The 20,136-nt window shown below is 67.6% G+C and carries 20 protein-coding genes; 8 read left to right on the top strand and 12 right to left on the bottom strand.

The features are described 5' to 3' along the window. Window positions 1-30 precede the first annotated feature (30 nt). The 8 genes from era to hrcA form a co-directional block, all read right to left on the bottom strand. A complete protein-coding gene (gene era / locus ACLJPD_RS24135; protein ID WP_410875057.1) occupies window positions 31-936 on the bottom strand; it encodes a GTPase Era in 906 nt (301 codons plus the stop codon). Continuing rightward, window positions 929-1,264 (bottom strand): cytidine deaminase, encoded by a 336-nt coding sequence (locus ACLJPD_RS24130; protein WP_410875056.1) that lies wholly within the window; start codon window positions 1,262-1,264, stop codon window positions 929-931. The genes era and ACLJPD_RS24130 overlap by 8 nt, the downstream gene beginning before the upstream one ends. Beyond that, window positions 1,257-2,636 carry a hemolysin family protein gene (locus tag ACLJPD_RS24125; protein WP_410875055.1) on the bottom strand — a complete coding sequence of 460 codons (1,380 nt, stop codon included), beginning with the start codon at window positions 2,634-2,636 and terminating at the stop codon, window positions 1,257-1,259. The genes ACLJPD_RS24130 and ACLJPD_RS24125 overlap by 8 nt, the downstream gene beginning before the upstream one ends. Further along, window positions 2,633-3,181 carry an rRNA maturation RNase YbeY gene (gene ybeY / locus ACLJPD_RS24120; RefSeq protein WP_410875054.1) on the bottom strand — a complete coding sequence of 183 codons (549 nt, stop codon included), beginning with the start codon at window positions 3,179-3,181 and terminating at the stop codon, window positions 2,633-2,635. The genes ACLJPD_RS24125 and ybeY overlap by 4 nt, the downstream gene beginning before the upstream one ends. Window positions 3,182-3,290: 109 nt before the next feature. Next, the gene (locus ACLJPD_RS24115; protein WP_410875428.1) at window positions 3,291-4,355 is read right to left on the bottom strand and encodes a PhoH family protein; all 1,065 of its coding nucleotides are present in this window, start codon (window positions 4,353-4,355) and stop codon (window positions 3,291-3,293) included. A 199-nt stretch (window positions 4,356-4,554) separates the two neighbouring features. Beyond that, window positions 4,555-5,295: a 16S rRNA (uracil(1498)-N(3))-methyltransferase gene (locus ACLJPD_RS24110; RefSeq protein WP_410875053.1), complete on the bottom strand. Its 741-nt coding sequence runs from the start codon at window positions 5,293-5,295 to the stop codon at window positions 4,555-4,557. Window positions 5,296-5,299: 4 nt separating this feature from the next. Beyond that, window positions 5,300-6,454, bottom strand: coding sequence for a molecular chaperone DnaJ (dnaJ, locus tag ACLJPD_RS24105; RefSeq protein WP_101463914.1), 1,155 nt, complete (start codon window positions 6,452-6,454; stop codon window positions 5,300-5,302). A gap of 130 nt (window positions 6,455-6,584) precedes the next feature. Beyond that, window positions 6,585-7,619 (bottom strand): heat-inducible transcriptional repressor HrcA, encoded by a 1,035-nt coding sequence (gene hrcA / locus ACLJPD_RS24100; RefSeq protein WP_410875052.1) that lies wholly within the window; start codon window positions 7,617-7,619, stop codon window positions 6,585-6,587. 337 nt (window positions 7,620-7,956) lie between these two features. Between hrcA and ACLJPD_RS24095 the strand changes: the two genes are divergently transcribed. Next, window positions 7,957-8,376, top strand: a complete 420-nt coding sequence (locus tag ACLJPD_RS24095) for a hypothetical protein (protein WP_410875051.1) — start codon at window positions 7,957-7,959, stop codon at window positions 8,374-8,376. Window positions 8,377-8,402: 26 nt separating this feature from the next. Further along, window positions 8,403-9,845 (top strand): hypothetical protein, encoded by a 1,443-nt coding sequence (locus ACLJPD_RS24090; protein ID WP_410875050.1) that lies wholly within the window; start codon window positions 8,403-8,405, stop codon window positions 9,843-9,845. Between the two features lie 66 nt (window positions 9,846-9,911). On the opposite strand, the gene ACLJPD_RS24085 is transcribed toward ACLJPD_RS24090, so the two are convergent. From ACLJPD_RS24085 to ACLJPD_RS24075, 3 genes are all read right to left on the bottom strand, one after another. Next, entirely contained in the window at window positions 9,912-10,154 is a 243-nt protein-coding gene (locus ACLJPD_RS24085) for a hypothetical protein (protein WP_410875049.1), read from the bottom strand. A 250-nt stretch (window positions 10,155-10,404) separates the two neighbouring features. Further along, entirely contained in the window at window positions 10,405-11,679 is a 1,275-nt protein-coding gene (gene hemW / locus ACLJPD_RS24080; RefSeq protein WP_410875048.1) for a radical SAM family heme chaperone HemW, read from the bottom strand. 92 nt (window positions 11,680-11,771) lie between these two features. After that, window positions 11,772-12,200 (bottom strand): SgcJ/EcaC family oxidoreductase, encoded by a 429-nt coding sequence (locus ACLJPD_RS24075; protein WP_410875047.1) that lies wholly within the window; start codon window positions 12,198-12,200, stop codon window positions 11,772-11,774. A 435-nt stretch (window positions 12,201-12,635) separates the two neighbouring features. Between ACLJPD_RS24075 and ACLJPD_RS24070 the strand changes: the two genes are divergently transcribed. The 6 genes from ACLJPD_RS24070 to ACLJPD_RS24045 all read left to right on the top strand — a co-directional run bounded on the left by ACLJPD_RS24070 (window position 12,636) and on the right by ACLJPD_RS24045 (window position 19,438). Next, window positions 12,636-14,408, top strand: coding sequence for a nitrite/sulfite reductase (locus ACLJPD_RS24070; RefSeq protein ID WP_410875046.1), 1,773 nt, complete (start codon window positions 12,636-12,638; stop codon window positions 14,406-14,408). A 20-nt stretch (window positions 14,409-14,428) separates the two neighbouring features. Next, window positions 14,429-15,148, top strand: coding sequence for a phosphoadenylyl-sulfate reductase (locus ACLJPD_RS24065; RefSeq protein WP_410875045.1), 720 nt, complete (start codon window positions 14,429-14,431; stop codon window positions 15,146-15,148). Continuing rightward, a complete protein-coding gene (gene cysD / locus ACLJPD_RS24060; RefSeq protein ID WP_410875044.1) occupies window positions 15,127-16,104 on the top strand; it encodes a sulfate adenylyltransferase subunit CysD in 978 nt (325 codons plus the stop codon). Before ACLJPD_RS24065 ends, cysD begins: the two co-directional genes overlap by 22 nt. After that, window positions 16,104-17,399 carry a sulfate adenylyltransferase subunit 1 gene (locus ACLJPD_RS24055; protein ID WP_410875043.1) on the top strand — a complete coding sequence of 432 codons (1,296 nt, stop codon included), beginning with the start codon at window positions 16,104-16,106 and terminating at the stop codon, window positions 17,397-17,399. Before cysD ends, ACLJPD_RS24055 begins: the two co-directional genes overlap by 1 nt. Next, window positions 17,399-18,334, top strand: a complete 936-nt coding sequence (locus tag ACLJPD_RS24050) for a sirohydrochlorin chelatase (protein WP_410875042.1) — start codon at window positions 17,399-17,401, stop codon at window positions 18,332-18,334. Before ACLJPD_RS24055 ends, ACLJPD_RS24050 begins: the two co-directional genes overlap by 1 nt. Window positions 18,335-18,532: 198 nt before the next feature. Then, window positions 18,533-19,438 carry a hypothetical protein gene (locus tag ACLJPD_RS24045; RefSeq protein WP_410875041.1) on the top strand — a complete coding sequence of 302 codons (906 nt, stop codon included), beginning with the start codon at window positions 18,533-18,535 and terminating at the stop codon, window positions 19,436-19,438. Here the strand turns inward: ACLJPD_RS24045 and ACLJPD_RS24040 are convergent. Further along, a complete protein-coding gene (locus ACLJPD_RS24040; RefSeq protein WP_410875040.1) occupies window positions 19,435-20,058 on the bottom strand; it encodes a TetR/AcrR family transcriptional regulator in 624 nt (207 codons plus the stop codon). The two genes, ACLJPD_RS24045 and ACLJPD_RS24040, sit on opposite strands and share 4 nt — an antisense overlap. Window positions 20,059-20,136 lie beyond the last annotated feature (78 nt).

The raw sequence follows: 20,136 nt of genomic DNA, 5'->3' as shown, positions 1-20,136 counted from the left end.
CGATACCCCGAACCACCGACACTCAAACGGTCAAAAGCCCAGCTTCCCCAGCTGTTTCGGGTCGCGCTGCCAATCCTTGGCGACCTTCACATGCAGGTTCAGGTAGATACGAGTGCCGAGAATGTTCTCGATCTGCTTGCGGGCATTGGTGCCGACCTCCTTGAGGCGGGCACCGTTCTTGCCGATGATGATCGCCTTCTGACTCGGCCGCTCCACGTACAGCAGGGCATGCACTTCGAGCATGTCCTCGTTCGCCGCGTAGGGCTCGATGTCCTCGATGACCACGGCCAGCGAGTGCGGCAGCTCGTCGCGCACACCCTCGAGGGCGGCCTCGCGGATCAGCTCGGCCATGAGGGTTTCCTCCGGCTCGTCGGTGATCTCGCCGTCGGGGTAGAACGCCGGGCCCTCGGGCATCAGCGAGGCGATCAGGTCGACGAGCACCTCGACCTGTTCGCCCTTCACGGCCGACACCGGGATGACCTCGGACTCGGGCCCGAGCAGCTTCACCAGCGCCATCAGCTGGTGGGCGATCTCGTCGCGCCCCACCTTGTCGATCTTGGTGACCACGCCGAGGATCTTGGTCTTGGGCGCCATCATCCTGATCTGCTCGACGATCCAGCGATCACCGGGACCGATCTTCTCGTCGGCCGGGATGCACAGCGCGATCAGGTCGACCTCGGAGTAGGTGTCGCGGACCAGGTCGTTGAGGCGCTGGCCGAGCAGGGTGCGCGGGCGGTGCAGGCCGGGGGTGTCGACCAGGATCAGCTGGGCGTCCTCGCGGTGCACGATGCCGCGGATGGTGTGGCGGGTGGTCTGCGGGCGCGAGGAGGTGATCGCGATCTTGGTGCCGACCAGCGCGTTGGTCAGCGTCGACTTGCCGGTATTGGGTCGGCCGACGAAACAGACGAAGCCGGAATGGAATTCCTTGTCAGCCACCGTGCACCTCGCTCAGCACCGCGCCGGTGCGGTCGGTGCGCACGACCGAGGCCGAGGGCGATACCTCATGCAGCGCATCGATGCCCGCGTCCTCGGCGTCACCGCCAACAACGACCGCGGCTTCGAAGCCCTCGGCGCCGCTCGAGATCGCGGCAGCCACGGCGGCCTGCAATGCGGTCAGGCGCAGCGCGGTGAGCTGTACTTCGCCCGCGGCGTAGGTGCGGCCGTCGGTGTCGCGTACCGCGGCGCCGCTCGCGCCCCCGGTGCGGCCCAGCGCGCCACGCGCCAGTACCAGCAGCTTGTTGTCCTCGGCGTTCAGTTCACTCATGGTGTTCTCCGTTGTCGTCGGGCACGCGCACCTGGTCGGTGTCGGCGGTTGCCTCGTCGGTCGTGCCCTTGCGGGGCTTGTCGGTCTTCTTCTCTGCCTTCTCGGCCTTCTCTGCCTTCTCGGCGACCCGGCGCACCAGCACGGTGTTGACTCGCATGCGTCCGCGCGCGTCGGCGCCGCCCTCGCCGCGCAGCACCAGCCCGTAGACGGTCACCTTGGAGCCGGGCAGCGGGACGCGCCCCAGTTCGTGCGCGAGCAGCCCGCCGACCGTGTCGACGTCGTCGTCCTCGATATCGAGGCCGTACAGCTCCCCCAGGTCTTCCACCGACAGCCGCGACGAGACGCGGTAGCGGCCGTCACCGAGGTCTTCCACCGGCGGGGTTTCGTCGGTGTCGTATTCGTCGTTGATCTCGCCGACGATCTCCTCCAGCACATCCTCGATCGTCACCAGTCCCGCGATGCCGCCGTATTCGTCGACCAGCAGCGCCATGTGATTGCGGCGGCGCTGCATCTCGTCGAGCAGTTCGTCGAGCGGCTTGGAATCGGGGACGAAGATCGCGGACCGCATCATCTCGCGCACCGAGACCTTGCGGGCGCGATCGGCATAGGGCACAAGGTCTTTCAGGTAGACCACGCCGAGCACGTCGTCGACGTTCTCGCCGATCACCGGGATCCTGGAATGGCCGGAGCGCACGGCCAGTGACATCGCCTGCGCGGCGGTCTTGTCGTCCTCGATCCACACCATCTCGGTGCGCGGCACCATCACCGCGCGGGCCGGGGTGTCGCCGAGTTCGAAGACCGACTGGATCATCCGGCGTTCGTCGTCGGCCACCACGCCCCGCTCACGGGCCATGTCGACCACCTCGCGCAACTCGATCTCGGAAGCGAAGGGGCCGTTGCGAAATCCCTTACCAGGGGTGATCGCGTTGCCGAGCAGAATCAGCAGCCGACTGACCGGGCTGAGCACCGCGCCGATGATCTGCAACGGCACCGCGGCGGCCAACGCGATCGAGTAGGCGTGCTGGCGTCCGAGGGTGCGTGGGCCGACACCGATCACGACGTAGGAGACCACAACCATCAGCGTGGCGGTGACCAGCAGCGCCGTACTCTCGTTCCACATGTCCAGGGTCGCCGCGGCGAGCAGCACGGTGGCGGTGATCTCGCACAGAATGCGCAGCAGGACAACGAGATTCACATAGCGCGGACGGTCGTCGACGATCGTGCGCAGTCGCGCGGCACCCGAGCGATCCTCGCGGACCATGTCGTCGAGCCTGGCTCGTGACACCGTGTTCAATGCCGAGTCGACGCCCGCGAACACCCCGCCGATGCCGATCAACACGATGGCCAGCGAGATCAGGGTAAGAACGGTCACGCGGGGCCTTCACCCGGTGCGGTGAAACCTGCCTTGCCCAGTAGTCGGTCGTCACGCTCGGCCAGCTCTGCGCGGCGCTGTTCCTCGCTCAGGCTCACGTACCACTCCTCGAGCAGCTGGCCCTGCAGCGCGAACATCTCCTTCTCCTCCTCCGGCTCGGCATGGTCGTAGCCGAGCAGGTGGAGCACGCCGTGCACGGTGAGCAGGGCCAGCTCGTGGTCGAGGGAGTGTTCGGCCTTCTGCGCCTGACCCATCGCGAACTCCGGGCACAACACGATGTCGCCGAGCATGGACGGGCCGGGCTCCGGGCTGTCGGGACGACCGCCGGGCTCTAGCTCGTCCATCGGGAACGACATCACGTCGGTGGGGCCGGGCAGGTCCATCCAGCGCACGTGCAGGTCGGCCATGGTGTCGAGATCGACGAGCACCATCGACAGTTCGGCGGCCGGATGCACATCCATCCGGGCGATCACGAAACGTGCGACGCTGACCAGGTCTTCTTCGGGAATGTCCATACCCGATTCGTTGGCGATCTCGATGCTCACCCGTTCAGGGTACGGTGCCGACCCGACGCCGCCGGGAGCGGCATCGGGCCAGCTTGATCGTGTCCCGCCCCGATCGCCGGCCCCGCCGGCCAAGGGCACAGCGTAGGTCTCAGCGCCGGTCGCTGCGACCTGCGGCCCTGCGCTGAGCGCGATTGCCCGGGTAGTGCGGACCGGGAACCGCGCGGGTCTCCGATTCGAAGCGGTCGTAGGCGTCGACGATGTCGGAGACCAGCCGGTGGCGGACCACGTCGGCACTGGTGAGCTCCGAGAAATGGATGTCGTCGATGTCGGTGAGGATCTCCGCGGCCGCCCGCAGACCCGAGCGCTGCCCGTTGGGCAGGTCGACCTGCGAGATGTCACCGGTGACCACCATCCGCGAACCGAAGCCGAGGCGGGTGAGGAACATCTTCATCTGCTCGGCCGTGGTGTTCTGCGCCTCGTCGAGGATGATGAACGAGTCATTGAGGCTGCGACCACGCATGTACGCCAGCGGCGCGACCTCGATGACACCCGATGCCATCAGCTTGGGAATGGCTTCGGGGTCCATCATGTCGTGCAGGGCGTCGTAGAGCGGGCGCAGGTACGGGTCGATCTTGTCGTTGAGCGTGCCGGGCAGGAAACCGAGCCGCTCGCCGGCCTCGACCGCGGGCCTGGTCAGGATGATGCGAGTGACCTGCTTGGACTGCAGGGCCTGCACCGCCTTGGCCATGGCCAGGTAGGTCTTGCCGGTACCGGCGGGGCCGATGCCGAACACGATGGTGTTGTCATCGATCGCGTCGACATAGCGCTTCTGATTCAGTGTCTTCGGACGGATGATCTTGCCGCGCCGCGACAGGATGTCCAGGCTCAGCACCTCGGCGGGCGATTCGGACACGCCCTCGTCGGTGAGCATCGAGATGGTGTGGCGCACCGTTTCGGGGGTGAGCACCCGGCTCCGGCCGGTCATCGCGACCAGCTGCTCGATCACACGCTCGGCCAGCGCCACATCGCCCGCTTTACCGGTGATGGTGACGGTGTTGCCGCGAACGTGGATGTCGGCCGGGAGCAGTTTCTCCAGCTGACGCAGGTTCTGGTCAGCCGAGCCTAGAAAACCGAAAACCGACTCGGGGGCGAGTTCGATGCTGGAACGCACGGTTCGCGCCGCGGGACCAGCACTGCTACCGCCTGCGCCGATGTCTGATACGGGGTTGGTGGGGTTGCCGATCTCGCCTGAGTTCTTCAAAAGTGGCTACAGCCTGCTTCCGGTTTCGACCTGGTGTTCGATGAGATCAGTTTACCGCCGAGCACTGACACCGCACAGCGGTTAAATATCGCTCGTGGTAAGCCGTTCCCGACCCCAGCGGAATACCCGATCCCCACTGGTCCACTCCTGCTCACCAGCGTGTGGTCAACGCCCCCAGTGCACCGAGCGCGACGGCAGCCGCGGTGGAGGTCCGAAGGACGGTCGGGCCGAGGAGCACGATGTCGGCACCGGCCTCGCCCAGCGCGGCCAGTTCGGCGTCGTCGAGGCCACCTTCGGGCCCGACTATCAGGACCACTTCACTCGCCTCGGCCAGTGGCAGTTCGGTGAACTTGCCCGCGCCGGATTCGTGCAGTGCGGCAACGATCGCGCCGTCCGCTTTGGCTTTTCGCACCAGCTCGACCAGGTCGCGGGTGCGGTGCAGCCCGGCGATTTCGGGGATGTAGGCGCGGCGGGATTGGCGGGCCGCGGACCTGGCCGTCGCACGCCACTTCTCGATTCCCTTGGCGGCCTTGGCTTCCCAGTTCGCGACGCAGCGCGCGGCCTGCCACGGGACGATCAGGTCCGCGCCCGCCTCGGTCATCAACTCGACGGCCAGCTCGGAGCGATCCGACTTGGGCAAGGCCTGCACCACGGTCACCTGCGGGGTGGGTGGCGTGGCCGTGCGGCGGTCGCGGACCGCCAGCTCCAGGCGATCCTTCTGGGCCGCAACGACTTCCGAGTCGGCGAGGACGCCGTGTCCATCGGACAGGGTGATCGGCTCGCCGACCTTGATCCGGCGCACGGTCGCGGCATGGCGACCCTCCGGACCGTCGAGGACCGCGACGGCACCCGGCTCGGGCACCTCGTCGAGGTAGAAGACCGTCGCGGCCACGGCCTCAGCGTCCGCTGAACGACGCGCGCAGCCGGGCGAACAGGCCGCTGTTGTGCTCGGACTGGGTCGACATCACCTCGGCGCGATCCTTGTCACGCATGCCCTTGAACTTGCGCAGCAGGTCGGTCTGCCTGCCGTCGAGCTTGCTCGGCACGACGATGTCGAGGTGGGCGAGCAGATCGCCGCGCGCACCCGAACGCAGCCGCGGCATGCCGTGCGCGCGCAGCTGGATGACCTCGCCGGGCTGGGTGCCCGCCGCGATGGTGAGCTCGGTGGGACCGTCGAGGATGGTGTCGACGACCACGGTGGTGCCCAGGATCGCGTCGACCATCGGCACCCGGACGGTGCAGTGCAGGTCGTCGCCGTCGCGAACGAAGGTGTCGTGGGGCTGCTCGACGACCTCGACGTAGAGGTCACCGGCATGGCCGCCACCGGGGCCGACCTCGCCCTGCGCGGCCAGGCGAACCCGCATGCCGCTGGCGACACCGGCCGGGATGGGCGCGGCGATCTCGCGACGAGCGCGGACCCGGCCGTCGCCACCACACTTGTTGCAGGGGTCGGGGATGGTCTCGCCCGCGCCACGGCAGGTGGGGCAGGGACGCGAGGTGAGCACCTGACCGAGGAACGAGCGCTGCACCGACTGCACCTCGCCCGCGCCGTCGCAGGTCTCACAGCGGACCGGCTTGGAGTTGCCGTTGGTGCCCGAACCGACGCAGACGTCACACAGAATCGCGGTGTCGACGGTCAGGTGCTTGGTGACACCGACCGCGCATTCGGCCAGGCTGAGCCGGGTGCGGATCAGCGAGTCGGCGCCGGGCTGCACGCGGCCGCGCGGCTTGCGCTGGCCACCGCCCTGGCCGCTCATCCCGCCGAAGAAGGCCTCGAACACGTCGCCGAGGCCGCCGAAGCCCGCGCCGTTGAATCCTGCTCCACCGCCGCCGTTTTCGAGCGGGTCACCGCCGAGGTCGACGATCCGACGCTTCTCGGGGTCGGTCAGCACCTCGTAGGCGGTGGAGACTTCCTTGAAGCGGGCCTGCGCGCCCTCGTCCGGGTTCACATCGGGGTGCAGTTCGCGGGCCAGTTTGCGGTAAGCGCGCTTGAGCTCCTGGTCGGTGGCATTCTTGCCGACGCCGAGCAGTCCGTAGTAATCCCGTGCCACGTGAGTTCTCTAGTCCTTGGTCGGTGTGGGCCGGCCGAGCGCCGGGCGCATCCTTTAGTCGAATCCACTCAACTTTACCGGCCGGAGTATCGACCTTAACAGTCCGGTCGTCGTGGATCCCGAGCTGGCTTCACCTTTCGGCGAGCACCTCGCCGATATAGCGGGCGACGGTCGCCACCGACGCCATCGTGCCCGGGTAGTCCATCCGCGTGGGGCCGAGCACGCCCATGCCGCCCAATACGGCGCCTGCCGCACCGTAGCCGGTGGAGACCACCGAGGCGCCACGGATCTGCTCGACCTGGGTCTCCTCGCCGATCTGCACCATCACCTGGCCCGGCTGCTGCGCCGCGGCGAGCAGTTTGAGCACGATGACCTGTTCTTCGAGGGCTTCCAGCACGCTGCGCAGCGAACCGGGGAAACCGAAGTCGGCGACGTTGCGGGTGAGGTTGGCGGTGCCGCCGAGGACGAGGCGTTCTTCGGGATGTTCGACGAGCGTCTCCACCAGGACGGTGGAGACCCGGATCAGCACATCGCGGATCTTGGCCGGTGCGCGTTCGGGCACAGCCGCCACCGCGGCGCTGGCCGCCGAGAGCAGCTTGCCGTCCATCGCGCCGCCGAGCAGGCCGCGCACGGCGGCGAGGTCTTCGTCGGAGATCACCGCGCCCAGGTCGACGATGCGCTGATCGACGCGGCCGGTATCGGTGATCACCACCAGCAACAGGCGGGCCGGGTTGAGCGCGACGACCTCGATGTGGCGCACGATCGAGGCCGAGACGGTGGGGTACTGCACGACGGCGACCTGGCGGGTGAGCTGGGCCAGCAGGCGCACGCCGCGGCGCAGGACGTCGTCGAGGTCGACACCGGATTCGAGGAATTCCATGATCGCCCGGCGTTCGGCACCGGAGAGCGGTTTGACCTCGGCGATCCGGTCCACGAACTCGCGGTAGCCCTTGTCGGTGGGGATGCGGCCCGAACTCGTGTGCGGCTGGGTGATGTAGCCCTCGGCTTCGAGCACCGCCATGTCGTTGCGAATGGTGGCGCTGGAGACGCCAAGGTTGTGCCGTTCCACGAGAGACTTGGAACCGATCGGTTCCTTGGTGGCGACGTAATCCGCGACGATCGCTCGCAGCACCTCGAAACGTCGATCTTCGGTGCTCGACGCCATCGACCCCACCTCCCTCGCTCGTGCCCGGTACGTCATGCGTGCCCGTTCGCACAGGGTCGCACGCAGACGCTCGGCGCGTCCTGTTGTCCAGTCTAATTGTCTCGTTCCCGCTCACCGGATCGCACGGTCGTCCGGCATCGAACTGTCATGCGCGGGATATCCGGCTTCGGGGGCGGTGTTCGGGCTGCCGACGCGGGGTGGCCCGGCGGAAAGTTATCCACAGGCCCGAGTTGTCCACAGGTGGGATTTCGGGGGTTGTCGGGGTCCGGCGGCCAGCGTAGGTTCGACATCGAATCAGGGGGTTTACCAGCACTTTTCAGTCATCGAGGGGGAAACTGTGGCGCATCCGGGTGAGGGCGGCGAAACGTGGGATGTCGGGTCGGGCGCGCTCATGGTGCGACCGGCGGAGTTCGCGGGGATCGATGATGCGTGTGAAGAACTACTGCGGGTGATTGCGCGGATTCGGACGCTTGCCGTCGAGGTCGGCGAGCACACGCAATGGGGGCTGGGCGACGGCAATGCCCGGCTGATATCCGCTTGCACCTTGGTGACGCGATTGCGTTCGCTGGCAGGAGCGAAGGCGAACAGCATCGCATCCACCCTGGATGCGCATTCGCAGATCGTCGAGGACATTCGACAGGTGTTCCGCGGCGCGCGTGATCGGATCGTGCATGCCGACGAGGAGTGGGCGGGCCGAATCCATTCCATGGAATCAATTGCAGCACAATCTATTCCGACTCCCCAGGATTCGGCGTGACCGGCCACGAGAAACGAGGTCTTTCCGTGAGTTCCCCGCAGTGGGGTGTTCCCGGCGGCGGGGAGAACACGCATTCGTGGCGACACGGGGAGATCCTCGCGGCATTCGAGCCGCTCGAGGTGACCGACGCCATGGCCCAGGCTGAGGTGTTCGAACGGATCGCGCGGTGGTGGGACGAAGGTCTGTGTGCTTTTCAGTACGCGGTGCGCGAGTCACTTGCGCAGGCTTGGTCGAGTGTGGGCGCCACGGCGGCGAGTGCCACGGTCGACGCTTATGTGGCGCAAGCGCGCGATCTCAGTGTGGCACTGGCGACGTTGCCGGATGTCGTTCGGGCGGCGGCCGAGGCGATCGTGGCGACCAAAAATGCGATTCCGCCACTGGTCGTCGAGGTGGGTGCGTCGACGCGGGCGGGCGGTGCGGTTGCGGCGATGGGGTACGGCTCGGATTCGGCGTGGCCGGTGAGCGGCACGGTGCAAGACGCGGGTTCGGCTGGTGTGGCGGCAGCGGAGGAGCACGCGCGGGCGGAGATGCGACAGCGGTATGTCGTGCCGTTCGGCGAGCTGGTCTACCGTATTCCGTTGCTGCCCATGCCGACTCGGCGTTCTGGTGCGGTGGGCGAGCCGGGTGATCAGCGGTTGCTGGTCGACGGCGTCGGATGGCTGCCCGACGAGCGGCGTAGCCGGTCAGCGGTCGGCGCGGGCGTATCCGCTGAGGGCGGGCAGAACGGATCCGCCGCCGTCGGGGAAGTCTCCCCCCGCGCCCGATCGGCCGGCGATGCGGAGTCGGCAGGGCTCGGCAGTGACGGCGCTGAAGATCTGCCCGCCGGCGGTGGCGCATTCGGCGACGGGCCGACGGAATACGACGGCGGTGCGCCCGAACCGGCCGACGGGACGGCGGAATACGACGGCGGTGCCACGGCCCTCGCGGGCGATGCGACGGCACCGGACTTCGACGGCGGTGATGCCGATGGCGCAGGTCCACGTGGTGGCGGTACCGCGCCTGCGTCGGCGGAGCCGGATCGCGTCATGGCGAACGGAGTGGGGCAACCGGGCGGCGCGCAGACGTCCTCAGCCCCGACGGGTGCTGTCGGCGCGATGGCGGCGCCGGGCGGCGCGGGTATTTCGGGGCCGGGTGGTGGACCGCGCTATCAGCCGACGGGTCAGCATGACGTACAGCGGCCAGGGGTCGGGCACAGTGTTCCCGGCGCGGCGGGCTCTGTTATCAGCGCCGATCCACCAGCGGGGCACACGGCAAGCCGGTCTGTCGATCGCTACTTCCACTGCGCCGGGGCGCCGCAGGCCGCGCCCGCACCAGCCGAGGGGGCGGCGCACGGGCTACCTGCGTACTTGATCACGTCGGCGAATACCGCGGAACTGCTCGGCAAGCCACGACCGGCGATTACCGGTGGGGTGATCGGTGGAGACGAACTCGTGCCCGCCGATCAGCCCTCATCGGCCACTCGGGGCTGACTGCGATGTCAGCGAGTTTCGCGAGCACCGGCAGTGGCCACCCGCGTCGGGGTGGCCGGTGCCGGATCAGACTCGGGCAGCCGCGCCGCAGCGGGCGGCGGAGTCGGGGGCGCCGACTTCCTTGCCCGCGAGGGCGTCGAGACCGAGCATCGCCAACAGCGATGTGCAGTCGTCAGCGTCGTTCGAGTGCGAGGCGACCGTTCGCGCGGCGACCGCGCACTGACGAGCGGTCTCCGCCTTCTCGGCGGAGCGCGCTTCGGCGAATTCGCTCTGCTCGTGGACGAGGGTGATGTGCCGTTCGGTGGACATATAACTCCCTAGGATCGAGCCGAAGCCTACGCCCCTAATCGTTATCTTCCACCCTGAACCCACCGAACAAACCCTTAGAGGACCCCAATGTTCCGGGCCTTCCACCAGGTGTGCATTGCTCGAATACACCACGATGACCGGGCAATCTTTGGTACCGATCCCAAGCCGAAGAAAATCTCGAAATTCAGATCACGATGACATCACCACCCGCGCGTTTCTCCTCGACCCGTGTACTTCCCTAGTCGGTCGTTCAGTCGAGGAGGTCGCGCACAATGCCGTCGGCGAGCAGACGCCCGCGGTCGGTGAGAACGAGGCAGTTGTCGGAGATCCGGGCGAGGCCGTCGGCCAGGATGCGGTCGAGGGCTGAACTTGCCGAGGGGGCTAGATCAGCGAGTGGCAGGCCAGTACGGAGACGGACGGTGAGCATGAGGTGTTCGGTGTAGCGCTCTTCGTCGGTGAGCGCCTCCCAGCCTGCGACAGGGAGACCCCCGAGGGCGACGCGGTCGGCGTAGCGAGCGGGATGTTTGACGTTCCACCAGCGAACGCCGCCGACATGGCTGTGGGCGCCGGGGCCTGCGCCGAGCCAGTCACCACCGTCCCAGTAGCCGAGGTTGTGCCGACAACGGGCGGAGTCGTTCGCGGCCCAATTGGATACCTCGTACCAGGTCAGGCCAGCGGCGGCGAGGCGGGCATCGATGCGTTCGTAGCGGGCGGCGAGAACATCGTCGTCGGGTGCGGGCAGTTCACCACGGCGGACCTTGCGTGCCAGCGCGGTTCCGTCCTCGACGATCAGGGAGTAGGCGGAGACATGATCGACACCGGCGGCCAGCACCGCGTCCAGACTGAGATCGAGATCGGCATCGGTCTCGCCGGGTGTGCCGTAGATCAGATCGAGGTTGACGTGATCGAACCCGGCGACGCGCGCTTCCTTCGCCGCGGCGACCGCGCGACCCGGAGTATGCATGCGGTCGAGCACCTTCAGCACATGCTGGGCGGCGGACTGCATGCCGAGCGAGATCCGCGTGTAGCCGGCCGCGCGCAACCGCTCGAAGAACTCGGGCGAGGTGGACTCCGGGTTGGATTCGGTGGTCACCTCGGCATCGGCGGCCAGGGTGAAGTTCGCCCGCACCGCGTCGAGAACCGAGGCCAGCCCATCACCGCCGAGCAACGACGGCGTCCCGCCGCCGACGAAGATCGTCGATACCTCGGGGGTCGCGCTCGGCAGGGCGTCGAACTCGGTCGCGGCGGTCGCGAGCTCGCCGCGCAACGCCTCGAGCCACGACTGGGGCGAGGCGGAAGTCCCCAACTCCCCCGCCGTATAGGTGTTGAAGTCGCAGTACCCGCAGCGCGTGGCACAGAACGGCACGTGCACGTACACCCCGAACGCGCCGCCCCCGAAATCGCGCAGCACCGGCCGATCGGCATCGGCCGGTGTCACGCCGGGAGCCCCGGAAGCAGCGCTGGTAGTCACCCCTCCAGTCTGCCGGGCCCTGGCACAGCGCCCCGCCCGGCCCCTGCCCGCCATCGCGCCCGCCCCGCACGGGGACAGGCGGGCGGGCACCGGTGCACGACCGGCGGCAATCCCCGGCAGGGCGCCTGCGCCGCATTGTCGACGCGTCAGTCCGTCCCGACGGGAGTGTTCTGGTTGGCGGTGAGCACCCAGGTGCCCGCTTCCTTGGTCATCACGTACATCGGCGTGCCCCGACCGGACAGCTCGCCGTCGAGGGTGAAGTAGCTCTGGTGAATCTTCACGGCGGCGACATCGGGTCGCAGGAACAGCACGTACTCGACCTCGTAGGTCGCGGTGCCGTGCGTCGTGGCACCGGGCAGCACCTGCGCCGTGAACTCGGCGATGGCCGGGCGACCGAACAGTCGCTTGCCGTGGCCGGTGGTCCAGATCGCGTCTTCCCGGAAGACGCCGACGAATTCCTCGGCCAGCTCGTTGGCCTGCGCGTGCGCGATGGTGTCGACGACCGCGCGGATGGCGGCGAGTTCGGTATCGAGATCGGCGGGGGTCTGACCGGTGACAGTGGCGTCGTTGCTCATGCCACTACTGTGCAACCTCGAGCGCGCTCCAGGTCAACCGAGCTGTGTGCCACCGCACACGCGCCGGCGCGGGCGTATCACAGGTCGCTTCCGGGCGGTGCGCTATGACCCCCGTCACAGAACAGGACGACCGTCCAGGGAATTTCCCCCAAAAGTGCGGGAAATATCTCCTTGCGGTCGGAACGACCGGGCTGACGTGGCACAATAGGCAGATGCACGCAACTGGAGTACGACTCGTGGCCCGTCGCCACGTCGACTTCCAGCGTGTCTGTAGCGCCTGTTGTCGGCCCGGTTTCCACCGGTAGCGCAGCGGCGTCCATGCCCGGGTATCCCCCGGTGCCTTCGACTTCATCGGCCCGCTGACTCCCCTGACGCGAGCCAGCCCCTCGCGCCTTCAGCACGGATTCCCCATCACCCCCGCAGGAGCGACCCCACATGACGTCGAGCACCGACGCCGGTTCGACCGAGCAGGCAGGCACCGAGCGTGCAGCAGCCAAGCGCCCCGTCCGGCCGAGCAGCGATGCCCCGGTCGCGCCACGCGCACGCACCGGCAAGCCGGTCCGTCGCCGTTCCGAAGGCCAGTGGGCCCTCGGCTATCGCGAGCCGCTGAACCCGAACGAGCAGTCCAAGAAGGACGACAACCCGCTCAACGTGCGCGCGCGCATCGAGAACATCTACGCCAAGGGCGGCTTCGACTCGATCGACAAGGCCGACCTGCGTGGCCGTTTCCGCTGGTGGGGTCTCTACACCCAGCGTGAAGAGGGCTACGACGGCACGTTCACCGATGACGACAACATCGACCTGCTCGAAGCCAAGTACTTCATGATGCGGGTGCGCTGCGACGCCGGTGCGCTCAGTGCCGCGCAGCTGCGCACCATCGGTGGCATCTCCACCGAGTTCGGCCGCGATACCGCCGACCTGTCCGACCGCGAGAATGTCCAGTACCACTGGATCGAGGTCGAGAACGTCCCGGAGATCTGGCGGCGCCTCGAGTCGGTCGGCCTGCACACCACCGAGGCGTGCGGCGATTGCCCGCGCGTGATCCTCGGTTCGCCGCTGGCCGGTGAGTCGCTCGACGAGATCATCGACCCGACTCCGGCGATCGACGAGATCGTCAAGCGCTACATCGGGAAGAAGGAGTACTCCAACCTTCCCCGCAAGTTCAAGACCGCGATCTCGGGCCAACAGGACGTGGTGCACGAGATCAACGACATCGCCTTCGTCGGCGTGAACCATCCCGAGCACGGTCCCGGTCTGGACCTGTGGGTCGGTGGCGGTCTGTCGACCAACCCGATGCTGGCTCAGCGCGTCGGTGCGTTCGTGCCGCTCGACGAGGTGCCCGATGTGTGGGAGGCGGTCGTCGCGCTCTACCGCGACTACGGCTACCGCCGCCTGCGCACCAAGGCGCGCCTGAAGTTCCTGATCAAGGACTGGGGCATCGAGAAGTTCCGCGAGGTGCTCGAGACCGAATACCTGAAGCGCAAGCTGATCGACGGCCCCGCGCCCGAGCAGCCCGCCAAGCCGATCGATCACGTCGGCGTGCAGAAGCTGCGCAACGGTCTGAACTCCGTCGGCTTCTCCCCGATCGCCGGTCGCGTGTCGGGCACCATCCTGAGCAAGGTCGCCGACGCCGCAGAGAAGTACGGCTCCGACCGCATCCGCTTCACCCCGTACCAGAAGCTGATCGTCCTCGACATCGCCGACGACCAGGTCGACGCGCTGATCGACGAGCTCGAACCGCTCGGGCTGCAGGCCCGCCCGTCGGTCTGGCGTCGAAACCTGCTGGCGTGCAGCGGTATCGAGTTCTGCAAGCTCTCCTTCGTCGAGACCCGCAAGCGTTCGCAGGTGCTCGCGCCCGAACTCGAGCAGCGCCTCGCCGATATCAATGCCGAACTCGACGTGCCGATCACCATCAACATCAACGGCTGCCCGAACTCGTGCGGCCGGTCCCAGATCGCCGACATCGGCTTCAAGGGTCAGCTCGTCGACGACGGCACCGGGAATCAGGTGGAGGGTTTCCAGGTTCATCTCGGTGGCAGCCTCGGCCTGGACAGCGCGTTCGGCCGGAAGTTGCGCCAGCACAAGGTGACCAGTGTCGAACTCGGTGACTACATCGAGCGCGTCGTGCGCAATTTCGTCAAGAACCGGGAATCCGGTGAGCGTTTCGCGGTGTGGGCTGTTCGCGCCGATGAAGCCGACCTCCGATAGTCGATGAGGAGATCCCCACTGTGACAACGAATCTCGCGGCGAAACTGTCCGAATCCGAACTGCGTGCGCTCGCCGAGCAGGGCGCGGCCGAGCTGGGCCCCGATGCCTCGCCCGCCGACCTGATCGCCTGGACCGACAAGGTGTTCGGCAACAATTACATCGTCGCCTCGAACATGCAGGACGGCGTCCTGGTGCACTTGGCCGCGCAGACCCGCCCCGGCGTGGATGTGCTGTTCCTCGACACCGGCTACCACTTCGCCGAGACCATCGGCACCCGTGACGCGGTCGAGGCCGTGTACGGCGTGAACGTGGTCAATGTGCGCCCCGAGGCAAGTGTCGCTGAGCAGGACCAATTGCTCGGCAAGGATCTGTTCGCCCGTGACGCCGCCGAATGCTGCCGGTTGCGCAAGGTGGTCCCGCTGAAGAAGTCGCTGAGCGGCTACAACGCGTGGATCACCGGTATCCGCCGCGTCGAGGCGCCCACCCGCGCCAACGCGCCGCTGATCTCGTTCGACGAAGCCTTCGGCCTGGTGAAGATCAACCCGATCGCACCGTGGTCCGACGACGAGATGCAGGCCTACATCGAGGCCAACGGCATCCTCGTCAATCCCCTGGTGGAGGAGGGTTACCCGTCGATCGGCTGCGCACCGTGCACGCGCAAGCCCGAGCCGGGGACCGATCCGCGCAGTGGCCGTTGGGCCGGTATCGCCAAGACCGAATGCGGATTGCACCAAGCATGACCATCACCACCACTGGGAGTGAGCCTGTGAGTACCAACACCACCGAACGCGACCTCGGGCTGACCGAGTTCGACACCCTCGCGGCGCTGGAATCCGAGGCGATCCACATCTTCCGTGAGGTCGCGGGCGAATTCGAGCGCCCCGTGATCCTGTTCTCCGGCGGCAAGGACTCCACCGTCCTGCTGCACCTGGCGCTCAAGGCCTTCTGGCCCGCGCCGCTGCCGTTCACGCTGCTGCACGTCGACACCGGGCACAACCTCGACGAGGTGCTCGAGTTCCGTGACAAGGTGGTCGAGCGCTACGGCCTTCGCCTGCACGTCGCCTCGGTCGAGGAGTACCTGGCCGACGGCCGCCTGACCGAGCGCCCCGACGGCATCCGCAACCCGTTGCAGACCGTACCGCTGCTCGACGCCATCACCGAGCACCGCTTCGACGCGGTCTTCGGCGGCGGCCGTCGCGACGAGGAGCGTTCACGGGCCAAGGAGCGAATCTTCTCGCTGCGCAACGCCTTCGGCCAGTGGGATCCGAAGCGTCAGCGTCCCGAACTGTGGAACCTCTACAACGGCAAGCACGCGCCGGGTGAGCATGTGCGGGTGTTCCCGCTGAGCAACTGGACCGAGCTCGACATCTGGCGCTACATCGCCCGCGAGGACATCGACCTGGCGTCGATCTACTACGCGCACGAGCGCCCGGTGTACTCCCGTGACGGCATGTGGATGACGCCCGGCGTGTGGGGCGGCCCGAACGAGAACGAGGTTCTGGAAACCCGTTCGGTGCGCTACCGCACCGTCGGCGACGGTTCCACCACCGGCGCCATCATCTCCGACGCCGCCGACAACCAGGCCATCCTGGCCGAGGTCGCGGCGTCACGACTGACCGAGCGTGGCGCCACTCGCGGCGACGACCGTGTGTCCGAAGCCGCCATGGAAGACCGCAAGCGAGAGGGTTATTTCTGATGTCCGACCTATTGAGGCTGGCCACCGCCGGTTCTGTCGACGACGGCAAGTCAACACTGGTCGGACGGCTGCTCTACGACACCAAGTCCGTGCTGGCCGATCAGATCGACGCCGTCACCCGCGCCTCGGTCGACCGCGGGCTGTCGACGCCGGACCTGTCGCTGCTCGTCGACGGCCTGCGCGCCGAACGCGAGCAGGGCATCACCATCGACGTGGCGTACCGCTACTTCGCCACGCCAAAGCGGTCTTTCGTGCTCGCCGATACGCCGGGCCACGTGCAGTACACGCGCAACACGGTGTCGGGCGCGTCCACCGCGCAGCTGGTGATCCTGCTGACCGACGCGCGCAAGGGTGTCATCGAGCAGACCCGTCGCCATGCGGCCGTGCTGGCGCTGCTCGGTGTGCCGCGTCTGGTGCTCGCGGTGAACAAGATCGACCTCGTCGACAACCCGGCCGAGGTGTTCGCCGAGATCTCCGCCGAGTTCAACGAGCTCACCTCGAAGCTGGGCTGGAGCTCCGACGACGTCATCGAGATCCCGGTCTCGGCGCTGCACGGCGACAACATCGCCAGCCGCTCGGAGAACACCCCGTACTACACCGGCCCCTCGCTGATCGAGCACCTGGAATCCGTTCCAGTGGACGCTGATTCGACCGGCACGCACGCGCTGGGTCTGCGTTTCCCCGTGCAGTACGTGATCCGTCCGCGCACCGCCGAATACCCCGATTACCGGGGCTACGCGGGTCAGATCGCGGCCGGTTCGGTGTCGCCCGGTGACGAGATCGTGGTGCTGCCCTCGGGCAAGAAGACCACCGTTGAGCGCATCGACACCCCCGACGGTGAGCTGGCCGTCGCGCAGGTCGGGCGCAGCGTGACGCTGATCCTGGCCGACGAGGTCGACATCTCGCGCGGCGACATCATCGCCTCGGTGCACGACGCGCCCGAGTCGATCGACACCTTCGACGCGACCGTGTGCTGGCTCGGCGACAAGGGCCTGCGTCCCGGCGCCCGCCTGCTGCTCAAGCACGGCGCCAAGACCACCCAGGCCATCGTCGGTGCGCTGGTGGAGCGGTTCGACGAGCAGACGCTGACCGCTCAGCCGAGCCCGGAGTCGTTGGAGCTCAACGACATCGGTCGCGTCTCGCTGCGCCTGGCCGAGCCGATCCCGGCCGACGACTACCGCACCAACCGGCACACCGGCTCGTTCCTGCTGATCGATCCGGCCGGTGGCAACACCCTCGCGGCCGGCCTGGTCGGCGACGTGCTGACCTCGGTCGAGGTCGGTACCGCGGTCTGATGTATCGCCTGCCCGCCCCGTCGCGCGGCGCCGTTTCGGTGCCGCGCGACGGAGGCGGGCCCGCCTCGATCACTTCGCCGGGTGGTGCCGTCTCGGTGCCGCGCGGCGGTGGCGACAGGCTGTCGGTCGCCCCACTCGGTGGCAGTGGCCCCGCATTGATCGCGGTCGCCCACGGCAGCCGTGATCCGCGATCGGCCGCGACCATGGCGGCCGTCGTCGCCGAAGTAGCCGCAGCCCGGCCCGACATCTGTGTCCGCCTCGCCTTTCTGGATCTGAGCGCCCCCTCGGTCGACGAAGTGGTCGACGACCTCGCCGCCCACGGCCACATCGACGTGATCATCGTTCCGCTGTTGCTGGGCAACGCTTTCCACGCCCGCGTCGACCTCCCCGCCCTACTGGTCGACTCCACCCGCCGCCATCCCCATCTGCGCCTCACCCAAGCAGCGGTTCTCGGCCCCGACCCCCTGCTCATCTCGGCCCTCGCTGACCGCGTTGCGACGGCGCTACACCCAGCTCCACCGCTGCCTTCCGGTCTCGCACTCCTGAACGTCGTGGCGCCCGCGCGCGGATCGTTGGACGACCCGCTGCTGGGAATCGCCGTCGCCGCTGTCGGCTCGCGCGATGCCGCGGCCAATCGGCGGACTGCCGTCGTGGCTCGGCGACTGGCGGCGGTGACCGGCTGCCCCATCGAACTCTGTTTCGCGACGGTCGAACCCGGTATCGAACGCGCGGTGGATCGGCTGCGGACGCGCGGAGCCGAACGCATCGTCGTCGCACCGTGGTTCCTGGCGCCGGGGCTGCTCACCGATCGGCTGGTCGCCGCCGCACCCGAGGTCGTGCATGCCGACGTCATCGGGGCGCACGCCGCGCTGGTCGATGTGGTCTGGGCGCGATACGACAGCTCCGTCGCCACCGATCTCGAACTCTCCGCCTGATTCCGGCGCGACCTCTTCCGCAGGGCCCGTCCTGATGCCGTCACGCGGCGCCAGCCGCGCAGCTCATGACGCGGCAGGTTGATCGACACACACACGCGACACTTCAGTGGCGCAGCTCATGTGTCAGCCCTCTTTACTGCATACCCCATGGGGGTATATATTCGTATCTACGCAGAGCGAACCGAGAGAGGCGAAACGATGACCACCAACGCCCACACCGGACACACCCAGCACGCCGCAGATGAAGCCGAGCGGGACGCAACCGCCGACAAGACGGCACACGCAGGCCACGCCGAGAGGCGAGGCGGCACACACGCAGAGCATGTCGGTCACACCGAAAGTGCGCACGCTGGGCACGGCAACGCCCATGCCGCGCACACCGGGCACGATGCGGATTTACCTGGAGGACTGCGGATTACGCAGGACGGGTACACCCTCGACCTCGACACCACGATTGCCCAGCCCGGCAGGATCGACTTCCGGTTTCGGATCCTCGGGCCGGACGGCTCGGCCGTGACCGAGTTCGACGCGATTCACGATCGCGAACTGCATCTGATCGTGGCGCGGCGTGAGTTGACCGGGTTCTGGCATGTGCACCCACGGCGGGAAGCGGACGGCACGTGGGTGATCCAGCTGGATCTGCCCGAGGCCGGGGCATACCGGGTGTTCACCGACATCGCACCACGGTCACTCGGCCGGACGATCACGCTCGGCGCCGACCTGGCGATCACGGGACACTATGCACCGCAACCAGTTCCGGCGACAGCCCGCGCCACCGAGGTCGACGACTACGAGGTCACCGTGGACGGCGAGTTGCGTGCCGAGGGTGACCTGCTGACGCTCACCGTGCGCAAGAACGGCGAGCCGGTGACGGATCTGCAGCCCTACCTGGCAGCATTCGGCCACCTCGTGATCCTGCGCGCAGGAGACCTCGCCTACATCCACGTCCACCCCAACGGCGAACCCGGCGACGGAATCACCCCCTCGGGCCCCGAAATCGCCTTCCACACAGCGGTTCCCGGCCCTGGCACCTACCGACTGTTCCTCGACTTCCGACACAACGACGTCGTCCGCACCGCGGCCTTCACCCTCACCACACATTAAGTCCCGCTGGGAGCACCCGACAACAAGCGGTTCGCGATGGTGCGTGCCGCCGCGACGCGGGCCGGATCTTCGGTCTGGTGAGCGATATTGGCGGCGCTCACGATCGCGTCGAGTTCGAAGACCAGGAGATCGGGGTCGGCGTCGACGAGCTCGCCCATGGCCTGAGCCTTGCGGACCTCGTCGGCCAGGAATGACAGCCAGTCGTTGTGGTCGGCGACGACGGCGTCGCGTACGTGGCCGGGCTTACTGCTGAATTCAGTGAGGGTGGCCACCCGGAAGCAGCCGCCGGGGAACGGGGGGTTTTCGATGTGGGCGAACCAGCCGTCGACCATCGCGCGAACGCGGGCTCCCCCGCGGGGGGTGCGCAGGCCGGGGGCGATGACTCGTTCGACGAAGACGTCGCGACCAGCCTGGACTGCGGCGAGTTGCAGGGCTTCCTTGGTGCCGAAGAGCGTGGCGATGCCGCTCTTACTGATGCCGAGGTCGGTGGCGAGGCGGCCGATGCTGAGGCCGTCGAGACCTTCGACGGAGGCGAGTTCGGCGGCACGACGGGCGATGGTGGCACGGGCGCGGGCGCCCTTGGCCAATCGTTGGTCACTCGGTTCCGTCACCTGGGTCATGTCATTCATTGTTCCACCGCCGGGTTGCAAAGGCGAACGATCGGTCGTACTTTTATTTACGAACGATCGTACGTTCTT

Source organism: Nocardia sp. A7 (genome assembly GCF_046549215.1).
Lineage (GTDB): Bacteria > Actinomycetota > Actinomycetes > Mycobacteriales > Mycobacteriaceae > Nocardia.
This window is presented reverse-complemented; position numbering and strand designations above follow the sequence as displayed.

What these genes read in the sequence shown, in the direction of transcription:
- ACLJPD_RS24130 (WP_410875056.1), bottom strand. Translation starts at nt 1,264, where the DNA reads ATGAGTGAACTGAACGCCGAGGACAACAAGCTGCTGGTACTGGCGCGT.
- hrcA (WP_410875052.1), bottom strand. Translation starts at nt 7,619, where the DNA reads ATGGCGTCGAGCACCGAAGATCGACGTTTCGAGGTGCTGCGAGCGATC.
- ACLJPD_RS24085 (WP_410875049.1), bottom strand. Translation starts at nt 10,154, where the DNA reads ATGTCCACCGAACGGCACATCACCCTCGTCCACGAGCAGAGCGAATTC.
- hemW (WP_410875048.1), bottom strand. Translation starts at nt 11,679, where the DNA reads ATGGCGGGCAGGGGCCGGGCGGGGCGCTGTGCCAGGGCCCGGCAGACT.
- ACLJPD_RS24075 (WP_410875047.1), bottom strand. Translation starts at nt 12,200, where the DNA reads ATGAGCAACGACGCCACTGTCACCGGTCAGACCCCCGCCGATCTCGAT.
- ACLJPD_RS24070 (WP_410875046.1), top strand. Translation starts at nt 12,636, where the DNA reads ATGACGTCGAGCACCGACGCCGGTTCGACCGAGCAGGCAGGCACCGAG.
- cysD (WP_410875044.1), top strand. Translation starts at nt 15,127, where the DNA reads ATGCGGATTGCACCAAGCATGACCATCACCACCACTGGGAGTGAGCCT.
- ACLJPD_RS24055 (WP_410875043.1), top strand. Translation starts at nt 16,104, where the DNA reads ATGTCCGACCTATTGAGGCTGGCCACCGCCGGTTCTGTCGACGACGGC.
- ACLJPD_RS24050 (WP_410875042.1), top strand. Translation starts at nt 17,399, where the DNA reads ATGTATCGCCTGCCCGCCCCGTCGCGCGGCGCCGTTTCGGTGCCGCGC.
- ACLJPD_RS24045 (WP_410875041.1), top strand. Translation starts at nt 18,533, where the DNA reads ATGACCACCAACGCCCACACCGGACACACCCAGCACGCCGCAGATGAA.
- ACLJPD_RS24040 (WP_410875040.1), bottom strand. Translation starts at nt 20,058, where the DNA reads ATGACCCAGGTGACGGAACCGAGTGACCAACGATTGGCCAAGGGCGCC.